Source organism: Streptomyces sp. ML-6 (assembly GCF_030116705.1).
Taxonomy (GTDB): domain Bacteria; phylum Actinomycetota; class Actinomycetes; order Streptomycetales; family Streptomycetaceae; genus Streptomyces.
On record NZ_JAOTIK010000001.1, the window covers coordinates 7,034,096 to 7,053,255 of the forward strand.

19 protein-coding genes, 1 pseudogene and 1 riboswitch are annotated in these 19,160 nt (G+C 71.8%); of the genes and pseudogenes, 13 read left to right on the forward strand and 7 right to left on the reverse strand.

Going from position 1 to position 19,160, the window contains the following annotated elements; all coding sequences use genetic code 11:
• Positions 1-42: 42 nt before the first annotated feature.
• The 8 genes from shc (at position 43) to OCT49_RS30930 (ending at position 8,115) form a co-directional block, all read left to right on the forward strand.
• Positions 43-2,031, forward strand: a complete 1,989-nt coding sequence (gene shc / locus OCT49_RS30895; protein WP_283855095.1) for a squalene--hopene cyclase — start codon at positions 43-45, stop codon at positions 2,029-2,031.
• Positions 2,031-2,690, forward strand: a complete 660-nt coding sequence (locus tag OCT49_RS30900) for a phosphorylase family protein (RefSeq protein ID WP_283855096.1) — start codon at positions 2,031-2,033, stop codon at positions 2,688-2,690. Before shc ends, OCT49_RS30900 begins: the two co-directional genes overlap by 1 nt.
• 5 nt (positions 2,691-2,695) lie before the next feature.
• Complete coding sequence (gene hpnH, locus OCT49_RS30905) at positions 2,696-3,715, forward strand: adenosyl-hopene transferase HpnH (RefSeq protein WP_283855097.1); 1,020 nt, start codon at positions 2,696-2,698, stop codon at positions 3,713-3,715.
• A 4-nt stretch (positions 3,716-3,719) separates the two neighbouring features.
• Positions 3,720-3,908 carry a hypothetical protein gene (locus OCT49_RS30910; protein ID WP_283856040.1) on the forward strand — a complete coding sequence of 63 codons (189 nt, stop codon included), beginning with the start codon at positions 3,720-3,722 and terminating at the stop codon, positions 3,906-3,908.
• Positions 3,909-3,935: 27 nt separating this feature from the next.
• Positions 3,936-5,837, forward strand: a complete 1,902-nt coding sequence (gene dxs / locus OCT49_RS30915) for a 1-deoxy-D-xylulose-5-phosphate synthase (protein WP_283855098.1) — start codon at positions 3,936-3,938, stop codon at positions 5,835-5,837.
• Positions 5,834-7,231, forward strand: coding sequence for an aspartate aminotransferase family protein (locus OCT49_RS30920; RefSeq protein ID WP_283855099.1), 1,398 nt, complete (start codon positions 5,834-5,836; stop codon positions 7,229-7,231). The genes dxs and OCT49_RS30920 overlap by 4 nt, the downstream gene beginning before the upstream one ends.
• Before the next feature lie 74 nt (positions 7,232-7,305).
• Positions 7,306-7,914, forward strand: a complete 609-nt coding sequence (locus OCT49_RS30925; RefSeq protein WP_283855100.1) for a helix-turn-helix domain-containing protein — start codon at positions 7,306-7,308, stop codon at positions 7,912-7,914.
• Positions 7,915-7,947: 33 nt separating this feature from the next.
• Positions 7,948-8,115 carry a DUF6126 family protein gene (locus tag OCT49_RS30930; protein WP_283855101.1) on the forward strand — a complete coding sequence of 56 codons (168 nt, stop codon included), beginning with the start codon at positions 7,948-7,950 and terminating at the stop codon, positions 8,113-8,115.
• Positions 8,116-8,225: 110 nt separating this feature from the next.
• Here the strand turns inward: OCT49_RS30930 and OCT49_RS30935 are convergent, their stop codons facing one another.
• Positions 8,226-9,038 carry a tyrosine-protein phosphatase gene (locus tag OCT49_RS30935; protein ID WP_283855102.1) on the reverse strand — a complete coding sequence of 271 codons (813 nt, stop codon included), beginning with the start codon at positions 9,036-9,038 and terminating at the stop codon, positions 8,226-8,228.
• Positions 9,039-9,153: 115 nt separating this feature from the next.
• Between OCT49_RS30935 and OCT49_RS30940 the strand changes: the two genes are divergently transcribed.
• The 4 genes and pseudogenes from OCT49_RS30940 to OCT49_RS30955 all read left to right on the forward strand — a co-directional run bounded on the left by OCT49_RS30940 (position 9,154) and on the right by OCT49_RS30955 (position 12,191).
• The gene (locus OCT49_RS30940; protein ID WP_283855103.1) at positions 9,154-9,291 is read left to right on the forward strand and encodes a hypothetical protein; all 138 of its coding nucleotides are present in this window, start codon (positions 9,154-9,156) and stop codon (positions 9,289-9,291) included.
• Between the two features lie 31 nt (positions 9,292-9,322).
• A pseudogene (locus OCT49_RS30945) lies at positions 9,323-9,690 on the forward strand (alpha-galactosidase); the annotation flags it as partial.
• A 342-nt stretch (positions 9,691-10,032) separates the two neighbouring features.
• A riboswitch (cyclic di-AMP (ydaO/yuaA leader) is annotated at positions 10,033-10,187 on the forward strand.
• Between the two features lie 3 nt (positions 10,188-10,190).
• Positions 10,191-11,147 carry a M23 family metallopeptidase gene (locus OCT49_RS30950; RefSeq protein WP_283855104.1) on the forward strand — a complete coding sequence of 319 codons (957 nt, stop codon included), beginning with the start codon at positions 10,191-10,193 and terminating at the stop codon, positions 11,145-11,147.
• 210 nt (positions 11,148-11,357) lie between these two features.
• Positions 11,358-12,191, forward strand: coding sequence for an SGNH/GDSL hydrolase family protein (locus OCT49_RS30955; protein WP_283855105.1), 834 nt, complete (start codon positions 11,358-11,360; stop codon positions 12,189-12,191).
• 113 nt (positions 12,192-12,304) lie between these two features.
• Here OCT49_RS30955 and OCT49_RS30960 read toward each other — a convergent pair whose 3' ends face one another.
• The 6 genes from OCT49_RS30960 to OCT49_RS30985 are packed head-to-tail and all read right to left on the reverse strand — an operon-like array spanning position 12,305 to position 18,484.
• A complete protein-coding gene (locus OCT49_RS30960; RefSeq protein ID WP_283855106.1) occupies positions 12,305-13,183 on the reverse strand; it encodes an STM4011 family radical SAM protein in 879 nt (292 codons plus the stop codon).
• 8 nt (positions 13,184-13,191) lie between these two features.
• The gene (locus OCT49_RS30965) at positions 13,192-14,556 is read right to left on the reverse strand and encodes an STM4012 family radical SAM protein (RefSeq protein WP_283855107.1); all 1,365 of its coding nucleotides are present in this window, start codon (positions 14,554-14,556) and stop codon (positions 13,192-13,194) included.
• Entirely contained in the window at positions 14,553-15,368 is an 816-nt protein-coding gene (locus OCT49_RS30970; protein WP_283855997.1) for an STM4013/SEN3800 family hydrolase, read from the reverse strand. The genes OCT49_RS30965 and OCT49_RS30970 overlap by 4 nt, the downstream gene beginning before the upstream one ends.
• Positions 15,369-15,420: 52 nt before the next feature.
• Positions 15,421-16,575, reverse strand: a complete 1,155-nt coding sequence (locus OCT49_RS30975; protein WP_283855108.1) for an STM4014 family protein — start codon at positions 16,573-16,575, stop codon at positions 15,421-15,423.
• Complete coding sequence (locus tag OCT49_RS30980) at positions 16,556-17,527, reverse strand: STM4015 family protein (RefSeq protein WP_283855109.1); 972 nt, start codon at positions 17,525-17,527, stop codon at positions 16,556-16,558. Before OCT49_RS30980 ends, OCT49_RS30975 begins: the two co-directional genes overlap by 20 nt.
• 6 nt (positions 17,528-17,533) lie before the next feature.
• On the reverse strand, positions 17,534-18,484 hold the full coding sequence (locus OCT49_RS30985) for an STM4015 family protein (protein WP_283855110.1): 951 nt from the start codon (positions 18,482-18,484) through the stop codon (positions 17,534-17,536).
• 197 nt (positions 18,485-18,681) lie between these two features.
• On the opposite strand from OCT49_RS30985, the gene OCT49_RS30990 reads away from it, so the two are divergent.
• Positions 18,682-19,008 (forward strand): DUF8820 family protein, encoded by a 327-nt coding sequence (locus OCT49_RS30990; RefSeq protein ID WP_283855111.1) that lies wholly within the window; start codon positions 18,682-18,684, stop codon positions 19,006-19,008.
• Positions 19,009-19,160: the final 152 nt, after the last annotated feature.

A 19,160-nucleotide genomic window follows, 5' to 3' on the forward strand; every position in this document is an offset into this window, starting at 1 on the left:
GACCCCAGCACAGCAGAGGACCGACTGCACGAAGGGGAAGCCATGACAGCGACGACCGACGGAAGCACGGGGGCCGTGAGCCCCCGCGCGGCCTCGGCCAGTGAACCGACCGACACAACCATCGCCGCGGACGACGTGCTCGCCGTCGCGCGGCGGGCCGCGGAACGCTCGGTGGAGCACCTCCTCGGCAGGCAGGACGAGCAGGGCTGGTGGAAGGGCGACCTCGCCACCAACGTCACCATGGACGCCGAGGACCTGCTCCTGCGTCAATTCCTCGGCATCCAGGACCCAAAGACCGTCCGGGCGGCCGGCCTCTTCATCCGCGGCGAACAGCGGAGCGACGGCACCTGGGCCACCTTCCACGGCGGGCCCGGCGAACTCTCCACCACCATCGAGGCGTACGTGGCCCTGCGGCTGGCCGGGGACCGGCCGGACGAACCGCACATGGCCCGCGCCTCGGCCTGGATCAGGGCCCAGGGCGGCATCGCGGCCGCCCGCGTCTTCACCCGGATCTGGCTCGCCCTGTTCGGCTGGTGGAAATGGGACGACCTGCCGGAACTCCCGCCCGAGCTGATGTTCTTCCCCAAGTGGGCCCCGCTCAACATCTACGACTTCGGCTGCTGGGCCCGCCAGACCATCGTGCCGCTCACCATCGTCTCGGCGAAGCGGCCGGTGCGCCCCGCCCCGTTCGCGCTCGACGAACTGCACACCGACCCGGCCCACCCGAACCCGCCCAGGCGCCAGGCCCCGGCGGCGAGCTGGGACGGCGTCTTCCAGCGCCTGGACCGGGCGCTGCACGTCTACCACCGGTTCGCCCCGCGCAGCCTGCGCCGGATCGCCATGAACGCGGCCTCCCGCTGGATCATCGAACGCCAGGAGAACGACGGCTGCTGGGGCGGCATCCAGCCCCCCGCCGTGTACTCCGTCATCGCCCTGCACCTGCTCGGCTACGACTTGGAGCACCCGGTGATGCGGGCCGGGCTCGAATCGCTCGACCGGTTCGCGGTCTGGCGCGAGGACGGCGCCCGCATGATCGAGGCCTGCCAGTCCCCGGTGTGGGACACCTGCCTCGCCACCATCGCGCTCGCCGACGCCGGGGTGAGCCCCGACCACCCGGCCCTCGTCAGGGCCGCGGACTGGATGCTCGGCGAGGAGATCGTCCGGCCCGGCGACTGGGCCGTGCGCCGGCCCCGGCTCAACCCGGGTGGCTGGGCGTTCGAGTTCCACAACGACAACTACCCGGACATCGACGACACCGCGGAAGTGGTCCTCGCGCTGCGCCGGGTCCGCCACCCCGACCGGGCCCGCGTCGAGGCCGCCATCAGACGGGGCGTGCGCTGGAACCTCGGGATGCAGTCCCGCAACGGGGCCTGGGGCGCGTTCGACGCGGACAACACCAGCGCCTTCCCCAACCGGCTGCCCTTCTGCGACTTCGGCGAGGTCATCGACCCGCCCTCCGCCGATGTCACCGGACACGTGGTGGAGATGCTCGCCGTCGAGGGGAAGGCCGGGCACCCCGCCACCCGGCGCGGCGTGGAGTGGCTGCTCGCCGAACAGGAGGAGAACGGCGCCTGGTTCGGCCGGTGGGGCGTCAACTACGTGTACGGGACGGGGTCGGTCGTGCCCGCCCTGGTCGCCGCCGGACTGCCCGTCACCCACCCGGCGATCCGGCGCGCGGTCCACTGGCTGGAGTCCGTGCAGAACGACGACGGCGGCTGGGGCGAGGACCTGCGCTCGTACCACGAGGACGAGTGGATCGGGCACGGCGCCTCGACCGCCTCCCAGACCGCGTGGGCGCTGCTCGCGCTGCTCGCCGCCGGACGGCGCGACAGCGGGGCCGTGCTGCGGGGGGTGTCCTGGCTGACCGGCACCCAACGGGCCGACGGGTCCTGGGACGAGCCGTACTTCACCGGCACCGGTTTCCCCTGGGACTTCTCCATCAACTACCACCTCTACCGGCAGGTCTTCCCGCTCACCGCCCTCGGACGGTACGTGTACGGCGAACCGTTCGCCGTCCGCAAGGGGGCCTGATGGGCGACGCCCCGGGGCCGTCAGGGCCCGCGGCACCGCTGCTGATCGCCTGCGCGCTCGGCATCGAGCGGTTCGCCCTGCACAGCGGCCGGGGCAGGGCCGGCGCGGCCCCCGGCCCCGTCACCGTCCTGCGCACGGGCATGGGCCCCCGGGCCGCCGAGGAGGCCGTGGGCCGGGCGCTGGCCCGGGGCCGCGCGTCCGGTGCGGCCGTCCTGGCCTCCGGGTTCTGCGCCGGGCTGTTTCCGGGGATGCACCCCGGGGACCTGGTGGTCGCCGACGAGACCCGGGAGGCCGGGGGCTCGACGGCCTGCACCACCCCCGGCCTGCTCGCCGAGGCCCTGGCCAGGGCGGTGCCCGGCCACACCGTCCACACCGGCCCGCTGGCCGGCTCCGCCCATGTCGTACGCGGACACGAGCGGGCCGCACTGCGGGCCACCGGAGCGATCGCGGTCGACATGGAGTCGGCCGCCACTCTGCGCACCGCCCTGCGGTCCGGGCCCCGCCCGGTTGCCGCCGTACGGGTGGTCGTGGATGCTCCGGAGCACGAGCTCGTCCGCATCGGCACGGTACGCGGTGGAATATCGGCTTTCCGTGTTCTCCGTGCCGTCCTGCCGGCTTTCTACGAATGGCACCGATCTTTGTTGCTCCCCAGGAGGTGAGCCAGATGGCCATGCCGCTCCGCCAGTCCATCAAGGTGGCGACGTATCTCGCCGAACAGAAGCTCCGAAAGCGGGACAAGTTCCCGCTCATCGTGGAACTGGAGCCCCTGTTCGCCTGCAATCTCGCGTGCGAGGGCTGCGGGAAGATCCAGCACCCCGCCGGAGTGCTCAAGCAGCGCATGCCGGTCGCCCAGGCGGTGGGTGCCGTGCTCGAATCGGGTGCCCCGATGGTTTCCATCGCAGGTGGTGAACCGTTGATGCACCCGCAGATCGACGAAATCGTCCGGCAGCTGGTGGCGCGGAAGAAGTACGTCTTCCTCTGCACCAACGCGATGCTGCTGCGGAAGAAGATCGAGAAGTTCACCCCCTCCCCGTATTTCGCCTTCGCCGTGCACATCGACGGGCTGCGCGAACGGCACGACGAATCGGTCGCCAAGGAAGGCGTCTTCGACGAGGCGGTGGCGGCGATCAAGGAGGCCAAGCGACGCGGCTTCCGGGTCACCACGAATTCCACCTTCTTCAACACCGACACCCCGCAGACCGTCATCGAGGTCCTCAATTACCTCAATGACGAGCTGAAGGTCGACGAGATGATGCTCTCGCCCGCCTACGCCTACGAGAAGGCGCCCGACCAGGAACACTTCCTGGGCGTCGAGCAGACCCGCGAACTCTTCAAGAAGGCGTTCGCCGGCGGGAACCGCGCCCGCTGGCGGCTGAACCACTCGCCGCTCTTCCTGGACTTCCTGGAGGGCAAGGTGGACTTCCCCTGCACGGCCTGGGCCATCCCGAACTACTCCCTGTTCGGCTGGCAGCGGCCCTGCTACCTGATGAGCGACGGCTATGTGCCGACGTACCGCCAGCTCATCGAGGAGACCGACTGGGACAGGTACGGCCGGGGCAAGGACCCGCGCTGCGACAACTGCATGGCGCACTGCGGCTACGAGCCCACCGCCGTCCTCGCCACCATGGGATCGCTGAAGGAGTCCCTGCGCGCGGCGCGCGAGACGGTCTCCGGGAACCGGTGACGTCATGACCGCTGGAGAGCCGGTCGCCCTGGGGCTCCCCGGCCCGCCGGCCCGACCGCTCGCGGTGCGCCGCCCCTCGCGGCGCATCCGGGTCGGGTCGGTTGCGGTGGGCATCGAAGAAGCCCTGAAGATCGCCGAGGGCATGGACGGCACCGGGACGCCGTCGGGGGCTCCCACCGTCACCGCGAGCTGAAACGGAATCAGGAGAGGGGGCCCGGGCATGACGATTCTGGAGAACGTCCGGGGGCCGCACGACCTCAAGGCGCTGGACGAAGCACGACTCGGCGAACTCGCCGAGGACATCAGGAAGTTCCTCATCCGGGCGGTGGCGAGGACCGGCGGTCACCTGGGACCCAACCTCGGCGTGGTGGAGCTGTCCATCGCCCTGCACCGGGTCTTCGACTCGCCCGTGGACCGCATCCTCTGGGACACCGGGCACCAGAGCTACGTGCACAAACTGCTCACCGGACGGCAGGACTTCTCCAAGCTGCGCGGCAAGGGCGGCCTGTCCGGATACCCCTGCCGCGAGGAGTCCGCGCACGACGTCATCGAGAACTCCCACGCCTCGACCGTCCTCGGCTGGGCCGACGGCATCGCCAAGGCCCACCAGGTGCTGGGGCGCGAGGACCACGTCGTGGCCGTCATCGGGGACGGGGCCCTCACCGGCGGAATGGCCTGGGAGGCGCTCAACAACATCGCGGCCGCGCGGGACCGGCCGCTGGTCATCGTGGTCAACGACAACGAACGCTCGTACGCCCCCACCATCGGCGGCCTCGCCGACCACCTCGCGACCCTGCGCACCACCGACGGCTACGAACGCTTCCTCTCCTGGGGCAAGGGCGTGCTGCGGCAGACACCGGTCATCGGGACGCCGCTGTACGAATCGCTGCACGGCGCGAAGAAGGGGTTCAAGGATGCCTTCGCCCCGCAGGGCATGTTCGAGGACCTCGGACTCAAATACGTCGGCCCGGTCGACGGGCACGACATCGCGGCCGTCGAGTCCGCCCTGAACCGGGCGAAACGCTTCCACGGCCCGGTGCTGGTGCACTGCATCACCGAGAAGGGCCGAGGCTACCCGCCGGCGCTCCACGACGAGGCCGACCGCTTCCACACCGTCGGCGCGATGGACCCGCTGACCTGCGCACCGCTCCTCCCGCCCGGCGGGCCGTCCTGGACCTCGGTGTTCGGCGACGAGATCGCCCTGATCGGCGCGGAGCGGCCGGACGTCGTGGCCGTCACCGCGGCGATGCTGGACCCCGTCGGGCTCACCCGGTTCGCCGAGGCGTTCCCCGACCGGATCTGGGACGTCGGCATCGCCGAACAGCACGCCGTCGTCTCCGCGGCGGGGCTCGCCACCGCCGGACTCCACCCGGTCGTCGCCGTCTACGCCACCTTCCTCAACCGGGCCTTCGACCAGCTGCTGATGGACGTCGCGCTGCACGGGTGCGGGGTGACCTTCGTCCTCGACCGGGCCGGTGTCACCGGACCCGACGGCCCCTCGCACAACGGGATGTGGGACATGTCCGTGCTCCAGGTCGTGCCCGGCCTGCGGATCGCCGCCCCGCGCGACGCCGACGAGCTGCGGGCCCAGCTCCGCGAGGCCGTGGCCGTCGACGACGCCCCCACCGTGATCCGGTTCCCCAAGGAGGCGGTGGGGGAGCCGGTCCCGGCGCTCGGCCGGATCGGCGGCATGGACGTGCTGCACCGGGCGGACGACCCCGACGTGCTGCTGGTGGCCGTCGGCGCGCTCGCCCCGGTCTGCCTGGGAGCGGCGGACCTGCTGGCCGGTGGCGGCATCCGCTGCACCGTCGTCGACCCGCGCTGGGTCAAACCGGTCGACGGGGAACTGCCCCCGCTCGCCGCACGGCACCGGCTGGTCGCCGTCGTCGAGGACAACAGCCGGGCAGGAGGCGTCGGCTCGGCGGTCGGGCAGGCGCTGCGGGACGCCGGGGTCGACGTACCGCTGCGGACGTTCGGCATCCCCGAGCAGTTCCTCGCCCACGGCAAGCGTGCCGAGGTACTGGCCGACATCGGACTCACCCCGGTGGAGATCGCCGGACGGATCAGCGGCGCACTGGCCGCCGGGAAGGCGGCGACGAGGACCGAGGAGAGCGGGGAATGAAGGACGACGACCCCAAGGGCTTCGACCTGGCGCGGCTCCTCGCGGAGCGCGGCGCCGAACGCTACGAACTGCACACGAAGCACCTCAACCACCAGCTGCCCCGGATGCTCCGCACCATCGGCTTCGACAAGGTCTACGAACGGGCCGAGGGCGCGTACTTCTGGGACGCGGACGGCAACGACTACCTCGACATGCTCGCCGGGTTCGGCGTGATGGGGCTCGGCCGGCACCACCCCGTCGTGCGCAAGGCCCTGCACGATGTCCTGGACGCCTCGCTCGCCGACCTCACCCGCTTCGACTGCCAGCCGCTGCCCGGCCTGCTGGCCGAGAAGCTGCTCGCGCACAGCCCGCACCTGGACCGGGTGTTCTTCGGCAACAGCGGCACGGAAGCGGTCGAGACGGCCCTGAAGTTCGCCCGCCGCGCCACCGGCAGGCCCAGGATCCTCTACTGCGCCCACTCCTTCCACGGGCTGACGACCGGCTCCCTCTCCGTCAACGGCGAGGACGGCTTCCGGGACGGCTTCGCCCCCCTGCTGCCGGACACCGCCATCGGCCTCGGCGACCTCGACGCCCTGCGGCGCGAACTGGGGCGCGGCGACGTGGCGGCGCTGATCGTCGAGCCGATCCAGGGCAAGGGGGTCCACGCCGCGCCCCCCGGTTTCCTGCGGGAGGCCCAGGAGCTGCTGCACAGGCACAAGGCCCTGCTCATCGCGGACGAGGTGCAGACCGGCCTCGGCCGGACCGGTGACTTCTACGCCCACCAGCACGAGGAGGGCGTCGAACCCGACCTGGTCTGCGTCGCCAAGGCACTGTCCGGCGGCTACGTCCCGGTCGGGGCGACCCTCGGCAAGGACTGGGTCTTCCGGCGCGTCTACTCGTCGATGGACCGGGTCCTGGTCCACTCCGCGAGCTTCGGATCCAACGCCCAGGCGATGGCGGCCGGACTCGCCGTCCTTGCGGTGATGGAGGACGAGCGGATCGTCGCCCGTGCGCGCCGCACCGGCGATCTGCTGCGGGAACGGCTGGGCGCGCTGGTCGACCGCTACGAGCTGCTGCACGAGGTGCGCGGGCGCGGACTGATGATCGGGATCGAGTTCGGCCGGCCGTCGTCACTGAAGCTGCGCAGCCGCTGGACCATGCTGCAGGCGGCTCGCAAGGGACTGTTCGCGCAGATGGTGGTGGTGCCGCTGCTCCAGAAGCACCGCATCCTCACCCAGGTCTCGGGCGACCACATGGAAGTGATCAAGCTGATCCCGCCGCTGGTGATCGGGGAGCCGGAGGTGGACCGGTTCGTCACGGCGTTCACCGAGGTCATGGACGACGCGCACAGCGGCGGCGGACTGATGTGGGACTTCGGCCGGACCCTGGTGAAGCAGGCCGTGGCCAACCGCTGAGCAGGGCTCCCGGATACTTTTGCCTCGGAGGCAAGAAATTTGCCTCCGAGGCAGGATCCTGGCCCAATGGGAACATGAATCCTCCGGACGGAGGGGCGGCCGACGAGCTGCCCGGAGTCGCACCACGCCTGCGCGATCTGCGCCGCAGCCGCGGTCTCACCCTGGAGACCGCCGCCCAGCGGGCGGGGCTTTCCCCCGCCCATCTCTCCCGGCTCGAAACGGGCCGGCGCCAGCCCTCGCTGCCGATGCTCCTCGGTCTTGCCAGGATCTACGGTACGACGGTCTCCGAGCTGCTCGGCGAGACACCCCCCGAACGCGACGCGATCATCCGTGGCGGAAAGTTCGAGGGGGCCGAGGCCGACGGCTGGTCCTACCAGCAGGCCGGCGGCTCGGGCCGGGCGATGCAGGCCCTCCGGGTCCGGGTCCCCCACGGCGCGCAGGGCGACCTCGTGCGGGTCCACCCGGGCGAGGAGTGGGTGTACGTGCTCGCCGGCCACCTGCGGGTCACGCTCGGGGACACCGTGCACGACCTCGCCCCCGGGGACAGCGCGCACTTCGACTCGCTCACCCCGCACCGGCTCGCCGCCCTCGACCGCGACGGCGCGGAGCTGCTCTTCGTCCACACCCTGCTGCAGAGCCCCGCCGCCGAGCTGTGCCTCGGCAGCGGCATCCACCATCGCTGAGACCGGCCCGGCCGGTCACCAGAGAGGACCGTCATGTCCGATTCGGAGAACTTCGACCCGCTCGGGTCCACGAAGAAGTACGAGGCCCAGGAACGGAAGTTCCCCCGCGGTGTGGTGATCCGGCTGTTCGCCTACCTCATCGCCGGGCACATCCTCGCGGCCTTCCTCTACCTGCTGTTCGCGGTGGCGGGCAAGGGCTGAACACGCGCCGGGGCGGATCGGGCGCACTCCCGTTCACGCCCCGCCCGTACTCCGCTCCCGCGCGCGCCGTTTCCGGCCGCGCCCCGTTCCGGACCGCGCCCCGTTCCCGATCAGGACTCGTCGAGGAGCCGGTCGCGCAGCCGCTCGCGGGTCTCGGGGGAGAGCTTCAGTCCCTCGGAGAAGTAGCGGTCCGTGCCGCCCCAGGTCTCGTCGATGACGGCGAAGGCCGCGGCCAGGTACTCGGCACGGGCTCCGAAGAGCGGATTGAGCAGCTCCATCACCTCGTCCGACATGCCCTTCGCCGACATGTCGCTGCGGCGCACCTTGTAGCGGCGGTGGGCATCGTTGGACTTCAGGTAGTCGGCCTCGATCTCCTCGCGCCCGACCCCGACGGCCAGCAGCGACACCGCGATCGCCAGGCCGGCCCGGTCCTTGCCCGCCGCGCAGTGCATCAGTGCCGGAACGCTGTCCTCGGCCAGGGCGTGCAGGACCTGGCTGTGCTCGGCGGTCCGGTCCAGAATGATCGACCGGTACGAGGCGATCATCCGGTTCACCCCCTTGCCGTCGCCGAGTATCGCGTGCAGCTGCGCGACGTCGCCGTCCCGGACCACGTGCCAGAACTCCGCCCCGTCGGCCGGGTCGGAGAGGGGTATGTTCACGCTCCGCACACCGGGCAGCTCCACGTCCAGGCCGTCGAGCCGCCGGTCGGTCTCGTTGCGGAAGTCGAAGACGGTGTGCAGACCGAGACCGCCGAGGAAGGCTGCGTCCTCGGCCGTGGCGTGCGCGAGGTGACCGCTGCGGAAGAGCCGCCCGTGCCGCACCCGTCGGCCGTCCGCCGCGGGCAGGCCGCCCACGTCGCGGAAGTTGCGGACGCCCGCCAGCTCGGGTTCCGTCGACGGGATCTGCGGCAACTGCTGGGTCACGGCGACTCCTGGAAGGTCTCTGGGGCCGGCGGGAGTCGCCGGCAAGGCCACTCCCGCGACGATACGACATGGATTCCTCAGGCAATCATCTCGGCCATTGCCTGTCGATACCCCTGTGACCCTCGCGAACTCCCTTGTTCCTGCGGCCGGTCCGCCCGGTGAATGGCCCGCGGGCCGGGTCCGGCTGCTCGCCGGGGCGGACAGCGGTGACGCGCTGCGGCTCACCGAGCGGAACGAGCTGATCCACCTGTAACTGGAGGCCGAAGCTCTCCCTCGTGGCGGCCGAGCCCCTGGCGAAGGAGCCGGAGCCGTCCTCCCGGCCCTTCGAAATCCGGGTCGAACCGGAAAGGGCTGACCCGGACAATGATCTCCATCGTGCGCACCCGGACCGGGTGCGGCACTTCCCAAGCGGGAAGCGGGCCGATTGCCGCAATCGGCTGGTGCTGAACCGGCCCGCACCGATGTGCGCGAATATCTCCTGGAACAGCTGGACACCCTGCTCTCCAGCGCTCCCGTCGACTGGGCGAAATGGGATTTCAACCGCTGTTTCACCGATGCGGGGTGGCCGGGTGAGGGGTATCCGCAGAGGCCCCGGGTCGAGCACGTGGCTGCCCGGTACGCGCTGATCGACCGACTCGGGGCCGCACGCCCCGCCCCGGGGGATCTTGACGCGCGTGCTGAGGCTCCGAAAGGGGCGACGCGCGAGCCATGTCCAAAATGTGCGCTTTCGAGCAACTTGCTCGGATTGCGTGGGGGATGGCCGCCCATTGGTGAGCGGGATCATATCCGTGACGGTGTGTGGCGAAGGAGCGGTCGGGAATTCCGTGCGCGGCGCGGAAAGGCAAGATCCTTAATCCACGGAGGGTGACCGGAATTCCGTGCCGATTTCCCGGGTGTGGAATCCGGCCCGGAACTCGTGGCTTGTTCTCGGTGTCCCGGCTCGCCTACGGTCACCGTCAATCCGGACGGACCGCCCAATCCTGCCGCCGCCCGGAATTCGCACCCACTGATCGCGTGGCAGGAGCGGGGGAACCAGGTAAGTCGCCGACCGGGAAATCCGGCCGGCTAGGGGTGAAGTCGCGCTCGCGCGGCCGGGCATCTCCAGCCCGAACCCGACAGCTCACCTCGCAGGCGCCGGAGAGGAAATACTTCATGCCCATATCGGGTAAGCACCGTCGTCCCAAGGTCGGCCCCATCGCCCGCGGCGTCGTCGCGGCGAGCGCCGGTGGCGCCGTCATCGCGCTCCCGCTGCTCGGCGCCACCGGTGCCCACGCCGCGGAGCAGGCCGCCCCGGCCGCCGTGCCGCAGCAGGCTCCCGTCACCACCGCGCCCGCCCAGCCGGTCGCGCAGAAGCAGGCCCCCGCCGCCACGACGTACTCCGTCGTCCCCGGCGACTACCTGGCGAAGATCGCGGCCGAGCACAAGGTCCAGGGCGGCTGGCAGAAGCTGTACCAGGACAACCGCCAGGTCGTCGGCGAGAACCCCGGCCTGATCTTCCCGGGCATGAAGCTGACCCTCGGCGCCAAGGCGTCCGGCGGCGCCGCGTCCACCGGCGCGGGCACCGGCTCGTCCCTCCCGTCGAAGGCCCCCTCGGTGCCCTCGACCGCGAAGAAGTCGGCCCCGGTCAAGTCGGCTCCGGTCAAGACCGCGCCCGCCGCCCAGTCCAAGGCCGCGACCTCCGCCCCGGCCGCTCAGGGCGCCGGCTCCGGTTACGTCCACCCGGTTCCCGGCAACCACACCACCAACTACCGGGCCTCCGGCTCCAACTGGTCCAGCGGCAGCCACAGCGGGATCGACTTCCCCGTCTCCACCGGCACCAGCGTGAAGGCCATCACCTCGGGCACCGTCGTCACCGCCGGCTGGGGCGGCGCGTACGGCAACCAGGTCGTCATCAAGCACGCCGACGGCCGCTACTCGCAGTACGGCCACATGTCCTCCCTCTCCGTCTCGGCGGGCCAGAGCGTGAGCGCCGGGCAGCAGATCGGCCTCTCCGGCTCCACCGGCAACTCCACCGGCCCGCACCTGCACTTCGAGGTCCGCACCGGTCCGGCGTACGGCTCGGACATCGACCCCATCGCCTACCTGGCCTCGCACGGCATCCACGTCTGATCCGTGTGGATCCACGCCTGATCCGTACGGCCGGGCAACCGGACGGCGGAATCCGGCCCGGGTGAAACGGAAGGGGCGGTGCGCGACGGCGCACCGCCCCTTCGGCGTATTCCCCCTTTGCCAAAAACTGACCGGGTGGTCTATCTCACCTCTCGTCAACCCCATATTACGGTCGCGTAGGTCACATTCGTCGGTGCAGGATAAGCGCTTGTGGCAGACGATTCGAGAAAAAATCAACGTGGCATCACCAACCGACATGGTGTCATCGGGTCGTACGCGGCGATCGGCGACAGCTTCACCGAGGGAGTCGGCGACCCGGGCCCGGACGGGACCTTCGTCGGCTGGGCGGACCGGTTCGCGGTACTCCTCGCGGACCAACTCCCGGACACCGGACCGGACGTGGGCCCCCACGGGGACTTCCGGTACGCCAACCTCGCCGTACGTGGACGCCTCCTCGACCAGATCGTCGAGGAGCAGGTGCCGCGCGCCAAGGAACTCGCCCCCGACCTGGTGAGCTTCTGCGCGGGCGGCAACGACATCATCCGCCCCGGGACCGACCCCGACGACGTGGCCGAGCGCTTCGAGCGCGCGGTCGCCGACCTGACCGGATCGGTCGGGACGGTCATGATCACCACCGGCTTCGACACCCGCGGCGTCCCCGTGCTGCGCCATCTGCGCGGCAAGATCGCCACGTACAACGCCCATGTGCGGGCCATCGCGGACCGCTACGGGTGCCCGGTCCTCGACCTGTGGTCGCTGCGGTCCGTCCAGGACCGGCGCGCCTGGGACGACGACCGGCTCCACCTCTCGCCCGAGGGACACACCAGGGTCGCGCTGCGCGCCGCCCAGGTCCTCGGCATGGAGGTGCCGGCCGACCCCGACCAGGAATGGCCCCCGCAGGCCCAGCGCGGCACGCTCGAAGTGCGGCGCGACGACATCCACTGGGCGCGCGAGTACCTGGTGCCGTGGATCGGCCGACGGCTGCGCGGCGAGTCCTCCGGCGACCACGTCGAAGCGAAGCGGCCGGACCTGCTGCCGCTCTAGGCTCTTTCGTCGGGATCGGACCGGCATGATCCCGACGAAAGACCCCGAAGTATTCCTCGCAGAACGGAAGCGGGTGGGCCCGGGCCCGGCCGTACGACGGACGGATCCGGGCCTCAGGCCCGTCCGGGGAGGGACGGCGGCGACGACGCCGGTATCCGCTCCAGCACACCGCCCGCGAAGACGTCGTACAGCGGCAGCGTCTCCAGATGCACGTACCCGATGTGGCAGTCGCAGACCGCCAGCGGACAGGCCCGCGGCCCGAGCGCCCGCCGGTAGCTCCCGTCGTAGAGGTTGCCGAGTTCCGCCGGTACGAAGTGGCAGCGCCGCACGGTGCCCTCCCCGTCCACCGAGACGACCGACTCACCGGTCCGGCAGGGCAGCCCCGCCGACCGGTGCGGATGCCGGCTGTACGGGAAGAGCGGGTCGACGGCCGTCCAGCGGTCCGCCTCCTCGTCCGTATAGGTGTGGCCCTCCGCGGCGTTCACCCACAGGTAGACCTCGTCCGGCAGCGCGGCCCGCAGCCGCCGGGCCTCCGCCAGGTGCTCGTCGAGCCCGACGATCCCGACGCTGTACCGGACGCCCAGCGCGGTCAGCTCCCGGCACTTGCCGAGGAACCTCTCGTACGGCGTCTGCCCCGGGTGGTACGTGCACCAGAGCGCGATCTTCTCGCGGTCGGTCCCGTCCGCCTCGGCCAGCCAGCCCGTACGGCTGCTGAGGTTGGTCTGGATCGCGACCCGGCGGACCTGCGGCAGCCGCGCCAGCTCGACCAGCGCCCGGCGGTACCAGGAACGGACCAGGCCCTCGCCCCACGGCGTGAACAGCACCGAGAGCCGGTCGCCGGTCTGCGCCGCGGCCCACGCCGTGAACCGCTCCAGGGCGGCGCGGTCGGCGCGCAGCTGCTCCCGGCTGTCGCGCCGCTTGGCGAACGGGCAGTACGGGCAGTCGTAGTCGCACGAGGAGAGCGGGCCGCGGTAGAGGATGGTCAGGTCCATGGACGCGCTCACTTCAATTCGTACGCGGCCATCGCGGCCCGTACACCGGGGGAGAAGAGCTCGGGACCCAGGGCGTCGGAGTGGGCCAGGCCCTCGGGGGAGAGCCGCAGCAGCCCGGCTCCGCCGGCCGACGCGTCGAGCCAGCCGCGGGCCTCGAAGCGGGCCAGCTCGGCGGGGAAGTCGTCGGCGGGCGAGGTGCCGAACCGCTCCCGGTAGTCGTCGATCCGCAGCCCCTCGGCCTGGAGGACCGACTGCAGGAGGTGACGGCGACGGGCCTCGTCGCCGTCGACGTACCGGCCGACCTCGGCGCGCGAGAAGTCCTCGGTGGCGGTGTAGCCGTCGATGATCGCCCGCACCTCCCGCATCTCCACCGCGTAGTCGAAGGAGTAGTGCAGCTCCGTGGTGTACGAACGGGCCCCGCACCCCAGGCCGATCATCCCGTCGGTCTGGCAGGCGTGGTCGTCCGGGCCGTCCGTGCGCGGGGCGTCGGCACGGCGGAACATCCGCATCGAGACCTGCTCGTACCCGTGGGCCAGGAGATGGTCCCGGCCCGCGCGGTACAGCCGCAGCCGCTGCTCGTCCCAGGCCGCGTCCGCCGCCGCCTCGCCGTCGGCGCCGAGCCGCCCCAGACCGGTCAGCGGGCGCACGTACAACGGGTAGAGGTACAGCTCCTCCGGCCGCCGGCCGAGCGCCGCGTCCAGCGAGGTGCGCCAGCTGTCCTCGGTCTGGCCGTCGATGCCGTAGATCAGGTCGATGTTGAGGACCGGGAACCCGGCGTCGCGGATCCGGTCGAGCGCCGCCTCCACGTCGGCACGGCGCTGCGGGCGCACGGCGGCGCGCGCCTCGGCCTCGACGAAGCTCTGCACCCCGATGCTGATCCTGGTCGCGCCCCGGTCCGCCAGGACGGCCAGCCGGTCGGCGGTCGCGGTCGACGGCGACGTCTCGACCGACAGCGGGACGGAGCGCAGATCGGCGCCCATCCGCTTCTCCGCGATGTCGCAGAGCCGGTCCAGCTCCGCCGCCGTCAGGAACGTGGGCGTGCCCCCGCCGAACGCGGCCGCCGCGAAACGCACCGGCTCGGCGTCGCCCAGCGCCTCCCGGACGGCCACGGCCTGCCGGTCCAGCGCATCGAGATAACGGGTCGTCAGCTCGTCGGGCGCGCCGATCCTGGTGAAGAGGTTGCAGAAGCCGCAGCGGACCTCGCAGAAGGGTATGTGGAGATAGAGCGAGAGCGCGTCCCGGCGCTCGCCCGCCCACAGCTCGCGCAGCTCCGGCCGGTCGGCGAGCGGCCGGTAGGCGGTCTTGTGCGGGTAGGCGTAGACGTAGCTTTGATACGGGCGGACGGCCGGTGCGGTGGTCGTGGTGCGGCTCATGGTGCGGTGGCCCCCGGTTCCAGGAAGAAGTGCGCGTACGGAACGGTCCAGACGGACTCGTGCCCGAGCCGGTGACCGGTGTAGCCGTCGTCCCCGTATGCCGTGCCGTGGTCGGAGCACACGATGGCGAAGCAGCGGCGACGGCTGCTCGCGGCGGCGAAGAGCCGGCCGATGTGGGCGTCGACGTACTCCAGGGCGGCGGCGTGGGTGGCGCGGGAGTCGCCCGCCTCGCGGGTGGCTCCCGGCCGGTGGAACCAGTTGGGCTGGTGCAGGGCGGACACGTTCACGAAGAGGAACAGCCGCTGCTCGGCCGGGAGCCCGGCCACGACCTGCTCGGCGCGGGCGACCTGCGCCTCGAAGGAGGTGGGCGACGCCACGCCGAACTCCGGTTCCCAGTGGCTCTCCTGGAACATGTCCGGCAGCACGGAACCGAGCGGCGGCTGCCGGTTGAAGAAACCGACCCCGCCGATGCACACCGTGCGGTAGCCCACGTCGGCGAGGGCGGACATCAGGTCCGGCCGGTCGAAGACGAAGGTGCCCGACGCGGTGGACTCACTGCCGGCGAAACGCGCCGCGAACAGCCGGGGATGCGGCCCGGGACCGGCCGGGGTCGGCAGGAAGCCCGCGAAGATCGCCTGGTGGGACGCGTAGGTGAAACTGCCCGGCGCGTGGCGTTTCTCCCAGACCCCGCCCGGCAGATGGCGCGCCAGGTTCGGGATGCGCCCCGCGGCGGCGAGCTCCACCGCCACGTCGTGGCGCAGCGTGTCGAGGGTGACGAGCAGCAGATCGTGGCTGCCCACGATCTCGCTCATGTCCGGTTCGCCCGTGTCCGGGGGCGGGGTGGCCGAGGGGGCGGGCGCGGTGTCAGGCGGTGGCGGTTGCACGGTGGTTCCTTGCTCTGTTCTGTACGGCGGCGACCTGCGCCGCGTAGGTGTCCAGTCCCTCGACGCCGCTGCCGGGGAGTCCGGTCAGCCGCGGCAGCAGGTCGCCGAAGGCGTTGACCTCCCCGACGGCGAAGCGCCGCCAGTCGGTCGAGGGCAGCAGATCGACGCCCACGCACAGCGTGTCCGGGAAACACGCCGCCGCCCGCTCGCACACGGCCAGGGCCTCGGCCCAGCTGCCGCCCGCGGCCGCGACGGCCTCCCGGACCTCGTCGAGGCTTCCGCGTTCGCCGCCGAGGTGAAGATTGGTCATGGGGGACCTGCTGGTACGCACGACGGCATGGGTGGCCCTGCCCGCCACCACCACGACCCGCAGGTCCGTCGCCCGGCCGCGCCGGGTCGCCTTGGGCAGCCAGCGCTCGATGTGCAGCCCGTCGGGCGCCAGCGCGTCGACGATCGCGGCGACCTCCGGTTCCGTCGTGCAGCGGCGCACCCGCAACGAGTTGAACAGCCGGCCGGAGGCGTCCCGCTCCACCGAGGTGGTGGCCCTGATCCGGCCGGGCCCGGCCGTCTCCACGGCCAGGACCCCCGAGGCGGACGAACCGTGCGCGAGCTTCACGAAGACCCGGGGCGTGCCCAGGGCCGCCATCCGCTCGCGCACGTCCGCCCAGTCCCGCACCACCGGCGCCGCGGCGCCCGAGGTCGGCGACGCCGGGACGGGCACACCGGCGCCGTCCAGCACGGCATGGCAGAGCCGCTTGTCGAACAGCACCGCGGCCTCGTCGGGATCGTCGAGCAGTACGGCCCCGGCGGCGTCCGCCGCCCGCCCCACCGCCCGGACGGCTTCGGTGAACCGGGCGTACCAGAGCGCGGTCCCCTCGACCCGGGTCGGATCGTCGACCGCCCTGAGCAGCCGCTCCACCTCGGCGTCCTCGCCGGGCGAGTCCATCCGCACGGTCTCGCCCGGACGGAAGGCCGCCGCGCCGCGCAGGACGTCCAGCCAGGGCACGACGCGCGCCGTCGGCAGCCCGGCGGCGCGCACGGCGTCCTGGAAGAACGCGACCCGGCGGTTGCCGGGCACACCCACGACGGCGAAGCGCGGCGCCGGACCGGGCGCGCTATTCGCTGACGGCGACATAGCGGTGCTCGTCCTCTTCCGGGTCCCAGTACTCGACCTCGTCGAGCTCGGTGTTCACCCGGTCGGGACCCAGCAGGTCCCGCAGGCGCTCCACCAGCGGGGCGCCGATGTAGTGGTGGTGCAGATCCAGCGAGGCCAGATGGGTGAGGGGCTGGCCCGAGAGCAGCGCCTGCGCTCCTTCGTCGCCCAGGGTGCCCATCGCGAGGGAGAGCGACTCCAGCCGGGCGACGACCGGCGCGGAGGCGACCGCCGCCGCGATCTCGTCCTGGATCTCGCTGTTCTGCAGCCCCAGATGGCGCAGGGCGGGGAACGCCGCCCCGGACAGCAGCGGAGAGAGGTCCGCGACCGTCGTGTCGCCGCCGTACTCGGTGACGCCCAGCCAGAGGTCGAGGTGCTCCAGCGCGGGCAGCTCCGACGCCCCGACCGCCCGCACGATCCCGGCCGGCAGCCCGCCGGACTCGAACCGCAGCGACTTGAGCGCCGGGTGCCGAACCGGCCGCAGGGCGAGGACCTCCCGGTCGTCGAACGAGTCGCCGCAGCCGCGCACCGTCAGCTCCTCCAGCTGCCCGAACGCCTCGACCACCGGGGTGATGTCGCACATCTCGAGCCACGACAGCTCGCACTCCTCACCGACCACATCGGCGAGGAAGAGCGCCCGCAGGGCCGGGAACCGGTCGGCGTGGCCGGTCAGCAGCTCGACGACGGGGGCGAAGTTCTCGTACTCCTCCTGCCACCAGGGGCCGATCAGCAGGGCCCGCACCCGTGTCGTGTCGACCGTGTCGACGAAGTGCTGCCACAGCGCGCCGAAGGTCAGGTCGCCCTGCCAGGCGCTCTCCAGCCGCCACGCCACCGAGCCGGCGTCCGGGAGAGGGGCCTCGGAGGCGCGGTCAGGACCGGGCAGGGTGAGGACGGGCAGGCCGTGGAACGTTTCGGGGTGGTCGATGTCCGACACCGCGCATCACTCCGCGACCGAGGTGTAACGGCCCTCGGCGCCGCGGTCGCCCCAGGGCTTGTTGCGTTCCGACACGTCGACCCGCACGCCGTGCGGTTCCAGCGCCTCCGTGACCCGGCGCTCCATCGGCTCGGTCATGAAGTGGTGGTGCAGATCGAGCCGTTCGAGATGGGTGAGGGGCTGGCCGTCCAGCAGCGCCGCCGCGCCCTCGTCGCCCAGCGTGCCGTTGGACAGGTCGAGGACCCGGAGCTGCGCGACGACCGGGGCACTGGCGACGGCCGAGGCGATCTCGTTCTGCAACTCGCTGTTGCGCAGGCCGAGATGGGTGAGCCGGGGGAAGCGGGTGCCGGAGAGCAGCGGGGCGAGGTCCGCCACATCGGCGTCGCCGCCGTACGCGGACACGCCGAGCCAGAGGTCGAGCCGCTCCAGCGCGGGCAGCTCACTGTCCAGGATGCCGCGGATCACACTGACCGGCAGGCCCCCGGTCTCGATGGTCAGCGCGCTCAGCCGCTCGTGCTTCGAGGGCGTGAAGACCAGCTCCGAACCACCGCGCACCCCCAGTTCGGCCAGCTCGGGGAAGGCCCTGAGCAGCGCCGTGACGTCCGACTGCTCGATCCAGGAGATCTCGCTCTCTTCCATGATCAGGTCGCCGACGAAGACGGCCCGCAGCGAGGTGAACCGGTCGGCGGCGGCGATGACCAGGTCGATCGGGTAGGACGACTTCTCCTCGTACGACTCGCCCCACTGGCCGATGATCAGAGCCCGCACCCCGGCCGGGTCGACCGTCCGCAGGAACGCCTCGAACGCCTCTTCCCAGGTCGTTTCCTCCTCGTACGGTTCCACCGAGATGCGCCAGGCTGCCGCGTCGGCGGCCTGCACGGGCGCTTCCTCCGCCGTGTGCTGGAACTGGACGACGGGAAGGCCGAAAAACTCGTGCAGATGGTCCACACCGGACATGACCCTGAGCTCCTGGTACTGGGGGACGACTGATGTCCCCAAGGTTTATCAAGCCGCACTGACAACGGCACGGCCGGGACCGCCCGCGGCGGGGGACCGGGACCGGACGGGCGGCGCCGCGGTCGATTGTCAGACCCCCGTCGTAGCGTTTTCTGCGTGGCCGGCACAGCGGGTGCGGCCATCGAGGGGAGACGTCTGTGTACCGGCAGGGCGATGTACTGATCATGTCGTTGGAGGAGTCGGAGGTGCCCGCGCAGCTCCTGGAGGCGCCGGGCGAGCCGCGGGACGGCCGGGGCCGCATGGTCCTCGCGCTGGGCGAGGTCACCGGCCACGCCCACGCCATCCAGGGGCCGGGCCGACTGATGCGCGAGGCGGGGGCCTTCGGGCCGATGCTGCTCCATCTCCCCGAGGGCGGACGGGTGGTGCACGAGGAGCACGCGACGATACCGCTGCCGAAGGGCTGGTACCGGGTGGTGCGCCAGCGGGAGTACGCGCCGGGAGCGGTCCGCATCGTCGCGGACTGACGCGCCGGAGCACGGTTCGGGGCACGGCGGCACACCGGATCACCGCAGCGCGCCGAGCCTCACGCACCACGAACAAGAGGACGCTCCGTGCGCAGCCGCTGCGCACGGACGCACAGACACACCAATACGCGAACAACGCGAACAACGCGAAC

Excerpts from the sequence above, each read along its gene's own strand:
- shc (WP_283855095.1), top strand. The coding sequence starts at position 43 with ATGACAGCGACGACCGACGGAAGCACGGGGGCCGTGAGCCCCCGCGCG.
- OCT49_RS30900 (WP_283855096.1), top strand. The coding sequence starts at position 2,031 with ATGGGCGACGCCCCGGGGCCGTCAGGGCCCGCGGCACCGCTGCTGATC.
- hpnH (WP_283855097.1), top strand. The coding sequence starts at position 2,696 with ATGGCCATGCCGCTCCGCCAGTCCATCAAGGTGGCGACGTATCTCGCC.
- OCT49_RS30910 (WP_283856040.1), top strand. The coding sequence starts at position 3,720 with ATGACCGCTGGAGAGCCGGTCGCCCTGGGGCTCCCCGGCCCGCCGGCC.
- dxs (WP_283855098.1), top strand. The coding sequence starts at position 3,936 with ATGACGATTCTGGAGAACGTCCGGGGGCCGCACGACCTCAAGGCGCTG.
- OCT49_RS30920 (WP_283855099.1), top strand. The coding sequence starts at position 5,834 with ATGAAGGACGACGACCCCAAGGGCTTCGACCTGGCGCGGCTCCTCGCG.
- OCT49_RS30925 (WP_283855100.1), top strand. The coding sequence starts at position 7,306 with ATGAATCCTCCGGACGGAGGGGCGGCCGACGAGCTGCCCGGAGTCGCA.
- OCT49_RS30930 (WP_283855101.1), top strand. The coding sequence starts at position 7,948 with ATGTCCGATTCGGAGAACTTCGACCCGCTCGGGTCCACGAAGAAGTAC.
- OCT49_RS30950 (WP_283855104.1), top strand. The coding sequence starts at position 10,191 with ATGCCCATATCGGGTAAGCACCGTCGTCCCAAGGTCGGCCCCATCGCC.
- OCT49_RS30960 (WP_283855106.1), bottom strand. The coding sequence starts at position 13,183 with ATGGACCTGACCATCCTCTACCGCGGCCCGCTCTCCTCGTGCGACTAC.
- OCT49_RS30965 (WP_283855107.1), bottom strand. The coding sequence starts at position 14,556 with ATGAGCCGCACCACGACCACCGCACCGGCCGTCCGCCCGTATCAAAGC.
- OCT49_RS30970 (WP_283855997.1), bottom strand. The coding sequence starts at position 15,368 with ATGAGCGAGATCGTGGGCAGCCACGATCTGCTGCTCGTCACCCTCGAC.
- OCT49_RS30975 (WP_283855108.1), bottom strand. The coding sequence starts at position 16,575 with ATGTCGCCGTCAGCGAATAGCGCGCCCGGTCCGGCGCCGCGCTTCGCC.
- OCT49_RS30985 (WP_283855110.1), bottom strand. The coding sequence starts at position 18,484 with ATGTCCGGTGTGGACCATCTGCACGAGTTTTTCGGCCTTCCCGTCGTC.